Source organism: Mesorhizobium sp. M0048, from assembly GCF_040323405.1.
In the GTDB taxonomy this organism is placed as follows: domain Bacteria; phylum Pseudomonadota; class Alphaproteobacteria; order Rhizobiales; family Rhizobiaceae; genus Mesorhizobium.
The window spans coordinates 1-7,188 of sequence record NZ_JAMYUV010000095.1 but is presented as its reverse complement, the minus strand read 5'-3'; the positions used below and the strand labels follow the sequence as shown (position 1 = coordinate 7,188).

At 61.6% G+C, this 7,188-nt stretch carries 10 protein-coding genes and 1 tRNA gene; all 11 read right to left on the bottom strand.

Annotation, left to right across the window (positions count from 1 at the left end; all coding sequences use genetic code 11):
* Window positions 1-108: 108 nt before the first annotated feature.
* A complete protein-coding gene (rplL, locus tag NKJ84_RS32570; RefSeq protein ID WP_140752948.1) occupies window positions 109-486 on the bottom strand; it encodes a 50S ribosomal protein L7/L12 in 378 nt (125 codons plus the stop codon).
* A gap of 54 nt (window positions 487-540) precedes the next feature.
* Complete coding sequence (gene rplJ / locus NKJ84_RS32565; RefSeq protein ID WP_008875657.1) at window positions 541-1,059, bottom strand: 50S ribosomal protein L10; 519 nt, start codon at window positions 1,057-1,059, stop codon at window positions 541-543.
* 390 nt (window positions 1,060-1,449) lie between these two features.
* A complete protein-coding gene (gene rplA, locus NKJ84_RS32560) occupies window positions 1,450-2,148 on the bottom strand; it encodes a 50S ribosomal protein L1 (protein ID WP_254817142.1) in 699 nt (232 codons plus the stop codon).
* A 4-nt stretch (window positions 2,149-2,152) separates the two neighbouring features.
* Complete coding sequence (gene rplK, locus NKJ84_RS32555; protein WP_254817141.1) at window positions 2,153-2,581, bottom strand: 50S ribosomal protein L11; 429 nt, start codon at window positions 2,579-2,581, stop codon at window positions 2,153-2,155.
* 160 nt (window positions 2,582-2,741) lie between these two features.
* Window positions 2,742-3,269: a transcription termination/antitermination protein NusG gene (gene nusG / locus NKJ84_RS32550; protein WP_006333333.1), complete on the bottom strand. Its 528-nt coding sequence runs from the start codon at window positions 3,267-3,269 to the stop codon at window positions 2,742-2,744.
* A gap of 27 nt (window positions 3,270-3,296) precedes the next feature.
* Window positions 3,297-3,500 carry a preprotein translocase subunit SecE gene (secE, locus tag NKJ84_RS32545; protein ID WP_023680439.1) on the bottom strand — a complete coding sequence of 68 codons (204 nt, stop codon included), beginning with the start codon at window positions 3,498-3,500 and terminating at the stop codon, window positions 3,297-3,299.
* 363 nt (window positions 3,501-3,863) lie between these two features.
* Window positions 3,864-3,939: transfer RNA gene (locus tag NKJ84_RS32540), tRNA-Trp, on the bottom strand.
* 77 nt (window positions 3,940-4,016) lie between these two features.
* The gene (locus NKJ84_RS32535; protein WP_352509927.1) at window positions 4,017-4,613 is read right to left on the bottom strand and encodes a hypothetical protein; all 597 of its coding nucleotides are present in this window, start codon (window positions 4,611-4,613) and stop codon (window positions 4,017-4,019) included.
* A 48-nt stretch (window positions 4,614-4,661) separates the two neighbouring features.
* The gene (locus NKJ84_RS32530; RefSeq protein WP_352509926.1) at window positions 4,662-5,144 is read right to left on the bottom strand and encodes a group II truncated hemoglobin; all 483 of its coding nucleotides are present in this window, start codon (window positions 5,142-5,144) and stop codon (window positions 4,662-4,664) included.
* Window positions 5,145-5,241: 97 nt separating this feature from the next.
* A complete protein-coding gene (locus NKJ84_RS32525) occupies window positions 5,242-6,927 on the bottom strand; it encodes a COG3904 family protein (protein ID WP_352509925.1) in 1,686 nt (561 codons plus the stop codon).
* Window positions 6,928-7,086: 159 nt separating this feature from the next.
* A partial coding sequence (locus NKJ84_RS32520; protein WP_152536282.1) for an EF-Tu C-terminal domain-related protein occupies window positions 7,087-7,188 on the bottom strand: 102 nt, incomplete at its 5' end.

The following is a 7,188-nucleotide window of genomic DNA, read 5'->3' as shown; positions in this document are numbered from 1 at the left end:
GTTTGGCGGCCCTCTGTAATGTGTTTTGCGAACTCTGCGGCATATGCCCCCCCCATTGAGTTGTGGGGTGGGGGGGCGGGCGCGACGCGGCCCGCCGGTACTCAACGCTTACTTCAGTTCAACCTTGGCGCCGGCTGCTTCCAGCTGGGCCTTGAACTTGTCCGCGTCGGCCTTGGAAACGCCTTCCTTGACCGGCTTCGGAGCCGCCTCGACCAGGTCCTTGGCTTCCTTGAGGCCAAGACCGGTGATGGCGCGAACTTCCTTGATGACGTTGATCTTCTGAGCGCCTGCCTCGGTGAGGACGACGTCGAATTCCGTCTTTTCCTCGACAGGAGCAGCAGCGGCCGCAGCGCCGCCGGCAGCGGCAACCGCCACCGGAGCAGCGGCGGAAACGCCCCACTTTTCTTCAAGAAGCTTCGACAGCTCGGCCGCCTCGAGGACGGTCAGCTTCGAAAGGTCGTCTACGATCTTTGCCAGATCAGCCATTGCAATGTTCCTTCATAAGGTTCGAACGTGTGTTTGTGATAGCGAGGAACGGCCTCATGCCGCCTCGTCCTTCCGGGCGTAAGCGCCGATGACGCGCGCGACCGAGGCCGCAGGCGCATTGACGATCTGGGCGATCCGGGTTGCCGGCGTGGCGATCATGCCAACCAGCCTGGCGCGCAGCTCATCGAGCGACGGGAGTGTGGCGAGTGCCTTCACACCGTCGGCGTTGAGCGAGGTGGTGCCCATTGCGCCACCGAGAATGACGAGCTTGTCATTTCCCTTGGCGAAATCGGACGCGACCTTCGGCGCCGCAATCGGATCCTCCGAATAGGCGATCAGCGTCTGTCCCTTGAACAGCTCGATGATCGATGCGGAGTCCGTGCCCTGAAGAGCGATTTTGGCGAGACGGTTCTTCGCGACTTTGACGGTGCCACCGGCGGCGCGCATTTTCGACCGAAGGTCGTTCATTTGCGCGACGGTGATACCGGCGTAGTGGGCCACGACGACTGAACCAGCGCTTGAAAACGCATCATTCAGGCCCGTGACGAGTTCGCGTTTTTCCGCTCTGTCCACTGCCTATCTCCAGTTGACCCCTGCCCTCTACGAAGGACAGGCGTCGGGTTGCCTTTTGCCGGCCGGGCCATCCAGTAACGGATCTCCCGAACGACGCTCGAGGATCCTGCCCCCTTTCGCCACACCTGCCGGCTAGCCGGACGGTGCGCAGACAAAAGGCAAACACGGTTCGAACCTTTCATTGGAGCTTTCGCCCCTTTGTCCGGTCTTCACCCGTCTCATGCAGGCCCACATGAATTAAGGCCCACATCACCTAAGGCTTGGGGCCGCCTGCAATCTCGGACAGGATGTCCGGAAGCCTTTCGACTTCCGGTACCGGGCCACCGACAGGTCGGAGGCCCGGAATTCTTTCACGGATCAGCGTTTTAGCGGCCGATCCAATTGTTCGTATCAGGACGCTGCGAGCGTCGAGACATCGAGCTTGAGGCCCGGGCCCATCGTCGAGGTGACCGACACCTTCTTGACGTAGTTGCCCTTGGCCCCAGCCGGCTTTGCCCTGGTCACCGCGTCTGCGAAGGCGCGGACGTTTTCTTCCAGCGCCTTGACGTCGAACGACACCTTGCCGACGCCGGCATGAACGATGCCGGCCTTCTCGACGCGGAACTCGACGGCGCCGCCCTTCGATGCCTTGACAGCGGCGGCAACGTCAGTGGTGACGGTGCCGACCTTCGGGTTCGGCATCATGCCGCGCGGACCGAGCACTTTGCCGAGACGGCCGACCAGCGGCATCATGTCCGGCGTGGCGATGCAACGGTCAAAGTCGATCGTGCCCTTCTGGACGATGTCGACCAGGTCCTCGGCTCCGACGATGTCGGCGCCGGCGGCCTTGGCCTCTTCGGCCTTGTCGCCGCGCGCGAACACGGCGACGCGAACGCTGCGGCCGGTGCCGTTCGGCAGATTGACCACGCCGCGGACCATCTGGTCGGCATGGCGGGGATCGACGCCGAGGTTCATCGCGACCTCGACGGTCTCATCAAACTTCACCGAGGAGCGATCCTTGAGCAGCTTCAGCGCCTCACCCAAAGCGTAAGCCTTGTTGGGATCGATGCCTTCGCGGGTCTTCGATACACGCTTTGCAATCTTTGCCATGATCTCAGCCCACCACTTCCAGACCCATCGAGCGGGCGGAGCCCTCGACCATGCGCATGGCCGCCTCGACGTCGTTTGCGTTCAGATCCTTCATCTTCTGCTCGGCGATGGCGCGCACCTTGTCGCGGCCGATCGTACCGGCCTTGAGCTTGCCCGGCTCCTTGGAACCCGACTTCAGGTTGGCGGCCTTCTTCAGGAAATAGCTCACCGGCGGCGTCTTCATGACAAAGGTGAACGACTTGTCCTGGTAGTAGGTGATGACGACCGGAACCGGCGAACCCTTTTCCATTTCCTGGGTCTGCGCGTTGAACGCCTTGCAGAACTCCATGATGTTGATGCCACGCTGACCAAGCGCCGGGCCGATCGGGGGCGACGGCGTGGCCGATCCCGCGGAAACCTGGAGCTTGAGCTGGCCTGCAATCTTCTTAGCCATCTCTCTTCCTGCCTTTTCTCATGCCGGTCTTGCCGGCGGTTGCAGTCTGGTGGTGCGGTCCGCGCGGCCGGCTAAAGCCGCATTCGCCTCCCACCCGTTTTTGGCCGCGCGATCTCCGCGCCGCCTTCCCTGCCGCCGAAACCGGTGCAGGGATTTCGGATCAGCCCTTCTCGACCTGTCCGAATTCCAGATCGACCGGCACGGCGCGCCCGAAGATCGATACTTCCACCTTGAGCCGCGCCCGCTCTTCGTCCACTTCCTGGACGAAACCGTTGAACGACGCGAATGGTCCATCCGAAACGCGGATCGCTTCGCCGATCTCGAACGTCACCGACGGCTTCGGCCGCTCGACGCCTTCCTGAACCTGGTTCAGGATACGCTGGGCTTCGGCTTCGGTGATCGGCACCGGCTTGGAGTCGCCCAGGAAACCGGTGACCTTCGGCGTGTTCTTGACGAGCGAGAACACGGCATCGGTCAGATTGGCTTTCAGCAGCACATAGCCCGGAAAGAACTTGCGCTCGGCATCGACCTTGCGGCCGCGGCGGATCTCGACGACCTTCTCGGTCGGCACCACGATCTGCTCGATGTCGGCGGACAGGCCCTTCTGCTTGGCCTTGTTCTCGATGTCCTCGGCGACCTTCTTTTCAAAGTTCGAGTAGGCGTGGACGATGTACCACCGCGCGGTCATTTCAAGACTTCTCCGTAATCGCCGGACTTACTGTCCGAGGCCGAGGATTTTTTCGACCGCAAAGCCCATGGCCACGTCTGCGGTAAAGAAAAAGATCATCGCGATGACCGCGAACACAAGGACCATCACCGTCGAGATCATCGTTTCGCGCCGCGACGGCCAAGTGACCTTGGCGGTCTCCGCGCGAACCTGCTGGAGAAAGGTGAAAGGATTTGTGGTTTTCGAAGCCATATGCCGCTCTGTCTGCAAGACCCGTTGGCCGGGTCTCCTGGATGATCCCGCTGGCCGGGACGTGCCGCTTGAGCGTGCGTTCGCGCCGAATCAGCGCAATCATTTCGCCCATGCAAATCAGACGCGTAAAGCCGGCTTCCCAGCTCCACGCGTCGCGTGTCCGTTTCGTCTACATAAAACCGATTCTTGATCCACGCAAGTGGCAAGTGTCCGCTTTATGCCCAAACGCCGCCTCGGAACCATCCAGTCGTTCCGTCCCGGCTATGCGGCCCTTATGCCGCAACTTATGCTATATGGCAAGTCACAAGCCGGTTTTCAAAGGCCGCACTGCAAAAGAATCGTTTTAGGTATCCATTCGAAGAATGGCACGGGCAGCAGGGCTCGAACCTACGACCTGCGGTTTTGGAGACCGCCGCTCTACCAACTGAGCTATGCCCGTATGCGCATGTCGGCGCAGCAGGCGCTTCCTAAAAGCTTCCGCGCGCTCTGTAAAGAGCGACGTGCGCTACCCGGCCTTCATCTTCGAAAGTCCAGGCGTCCTCCCGGCCATTTCCCGTCGATCCGTTGATTGCTGACGATCAAGCCGACCCATGGACGCACGATTTTCGGGTCGGTCAGATTGATGTATTTTCCCACCAGCCCTTTCGCACCCTGGCGCCGGGCATCGATGAGCCCCTTGCGCACGCCATTATGCCAATCGAACAGCAGGTAAACCCTCTCTCCCGCCGTCTTCACCTCGCCCCGGCCAGACTTCCATTTATCCTCGGTATCGCCCGGGATCGTGGGATCGGCACCGCCGTTCCAACGGCTGGACCAGCTGCCTTCGATGGTGTCGTTGCGGTCGCGGTCGCTTTCGGTGCCCCAGGCCTCGGCATTTTCATCGCTTGGAGTTCCCTCCAGTTTCACGCCGGCGGCGAACGCCGACACCTCCTCGTCGTCGGGAGTGGGGACGTCCATGACGCCAAACGGATTTCGGATTCCGCGGTCGCTGTCAAAGACGCTGTTTGAATTTTTCTTGCCTTCCGATCTCATCGCAAAGCCTCCGGTTTTCAATGTGGCCGCGCCATTCGACGGCGACTTTAAACCGTTAGCCTGGAGGACCGAGACCTCCATAGCCACCCGTTTTCCTGGCCGGCAGGCTTTCGACCGATTCGCGCGCGGTCAGGTTCCCGAAGGCGGCTTGTAAGGCCCGCCCGGCACCCCCCAACCCCAGGCCGGCATTGGTTCCGTCTCGGGATCGCAGGTCGGGCCCTTGTTGGAATTCATCCTGGCCAGCCGCGATCCCCATTCGACATAGGCCATGAAAGCCGAGCGGAATTCGGGATCGTCAGGCAGCCCGATCTCGTCGGCGGCGTCGGCGAGAAGATTGATCCAGCGCCGGCGCTGCTCCTCGGTCAGATGCTTGCCGAGATGGTGCATCACCATCTCGCGATGGCCGCCATGCTTTTCGCTGTAGGTTTTCGGTCCACCGAAAACTTCGCCGATGAAGGCCGCGACGTGAGCGGGATGGTCCGGCGACATGTGCTTGAACACCGGCCCGACGATGGGATCCCGAGAGACGTTGTCGTAGAAGGTTTGGGTCAGGCGGTTCAGCGCTTCGGTGCCACCGGCCCATTCGAACAATGTCGGGGCATCCTGGCTCATTTGCGATCCCTCCCATGCTGGTCTTCAACCGCGCTGGACGATAGCGGAAGCACCGAGCGACCGCTCAACCTGCCTCGATGGGCAGTGCAAGGTTACGCTAAAGCTTCGCCGGAGTCTCTGCCTCGGCGCTGGCGGACGGCAGAACGCGGCAGTTGTCGGGCTTCGGCGACGGCTTGCAGATGGTGGCGCCCGTCAGCGCGTCCACCGATTGCGGCCCCGTCGTCAGTCCAACCTTCAGCATTAGGTCGGGTTCGAGCTGGCGCTCGACCGAGCGCTGCTCGAGCGCGGCGAATAGACCGGGACCAATCGCCATGTCCTCGAGATAGGGCTTAATTATCTGCTGCTGTCCCATCAGGTACATGCCGAGCCGCGCTTGCGGACCGACAAACCGTCTGACGCCGCCGGCAAGCATGAGCGCGCACGCCGAATCGCATACCGCTCCCGAATCGACGGTCAGGCCGGCATAGGCGCCCTCTTTAGCCAAGCAACTCCACTCTCCCGGGTCGCAGCCAACAAAATCGGTGCGGGCGACGGCGATGTCGAGCTTCTTTTCGTGGATAAGTCGCCCCACCGCCAGAGCACTGAACAGGTCGCCTCCTTGTGAGCTGACCACCACCGGCAGCCGTCGGTTGCCAAGCATGGCGAGCAACTGGCGCAGCTTCTGCGGGGTCTGAGGCGCAATCGCGCCTTCGGCCGAGATCCATTCCGGGCAGTTTGGATTGCAAAGCGGGTTGCTGCCGCGGACCAGGACGAAGCGCATGTCTGCGACCTCCTTCGGCCGCGGGGTTTCGAGCCCTGCGGGTGCAGGCTCGGCTTTCGCCACCACTTCGCCGGCCGGCTTCGTGATATTCGCCGGCGCCGGCACCTCCCTGCAACTCGCCGGCAACGGATCGGACGTGCATAGGGTTGGCGCGGTCAGCAGGTCGACGGCATCCCGGCTGGTGACGAGATTCATTTGCAGCATGTCGTAGGGAGCCAATTGCTGGATACCGCTGGCCGGTGTGCTTTTCATGGTCTCGAGCACACCCAGGCCGACGCCCATCTCCTTCAGATAGGCCGCCAGCTTCCGCTCCAGCGGCTTGTTCATCTCATAGGTCTTGTAGCTGCCGGCGTTCTTCCGGCTGACGACCCTGGTGCTGAGTATCTTCTTCTTGCCTTTCACCATGCGATAAGTGGTGCGGTACAGCAATTTCGTCCGGATATAGGTCGTGGTGATCTGATGGACGCCGAGAAAGGCCCATTCCCCGACCACGCGCCGGATGCCACCGGAAAACATCAACGGACAGGCGGAATTGCAGATGGCGCCATCGGCATAAGCATTGCCAAAATAACGGGCGCCCTTGCCGTCGTTTTCCTTGCAGTTCTTCACATCTGGCAGACAGCCGACGAAGCGGGTTTTGCCAACGGCGATATCGAGCTTGTTCTTGCGGATCAGGCGACCAAGTGTCAGCGCCGCTTCGACATTGCCGCCGGGGGAATCGACGACGATCGGCAGCTTTCGGCCGCCAAGCGCTTTCAGCGCGCGTTTGAACAGGGCCGGTGTGCCGGCTTCTATCGAGCCTTCCGCCGATATCCATTCCGGACAGGTCGGCTCGCAGCCCGGCGCGCTGCTGCGGACGACGACGAACCGCATCGTCGGGCCGAAATCCGGCGCGGATTTTTCCGGCGTGGATTTCTTTGCATCCGCTGCGAAGGCAGCGTGGCCCATGGCAAGCAACGACACCAGGCAGATCAGCCCTAGCGACCACCATGCCTGACTATGCAAACGGCGCCATGGAACCATTCGGGCAGCCCCCCTCGATGCAACCTATACTAGTTATGGCAGAGGCGCTTGCAACAGGATTTGAAGCAATGCGGTTAATCCATTGCCAGAATATCAGAATCAAAAGGGCGGCCCGAAGACCGCCCCTTTGCATCCGATCTCAACCGGCAGCGCCGGCGATTACTCTTTGATGGTGACGACGATGCCGGCACCGACGGTGCGGCCGCCTTCACGGATGGCGAAGCGCAGCTTCTCTTCCATGGCGATCGGCACGATCAGCTC

Excerpts from the sequence above, each read along its gene's own strand:
- rplA (WP_254817142.1), bottom strand. The coding sequence starts at position 2,148 with ATGGCAAAGATTGCAAAGCGTGTATCGAAGACCCGCGAAGGCATCGAT.
- NKJ84_RS32525 (WP_352509925.1), bottom strand. The coding sequence starts at position 6,927 with ATGGTTCCATGGCGCCGTTTGCATAGTCAGGCATGGTGGTCGCTAGGG.
- rplK (WP_254817141.1), bottom strand. The coding sequence starts at position 2,581 with ATGGCTAAGAAGATTGCAGGCCAGCTCAAGCTCCAGGTTTCCGCGGGA.
- NKJ84_RS32530 (WP_352509926.1), bottom strand. The coding sequence starts at position 5,144 with ATGAGCCAGGATGCCCCGACATTGTTCGAATGGGCCGGTGGCACCGAA.
- NKJ84_RS32535 (WP_352509927.1), bottom strand. The coding sequence starts at position 4,613 with ATGGAGGTCTCGGTCCTCCAGGCTAACGGTTTAAAGTCGCCGTCGAAT.
- rplL (WP_140752948.1), bottom strand. The coding sequence starts at position 486 with ATGGCTGATCTGGCAAAGATCGTAGACGACCTTTCGAAGCTGACCGTC.
- secE (WP_023680439.1), bottom strand. The coding sequence starts at position 3,500 with ATGGCTTCGAAAACCACAAATCCTTTCACCTTTCTCCAGCAGGTTCGC.
- nusG (WP_006333333.1), bottom strand. The coding sequence starts at position 3,269 with ATGACCGCGCGGTGGTACATCGTCCACGCCTACTCGAACTTTGAAAAG.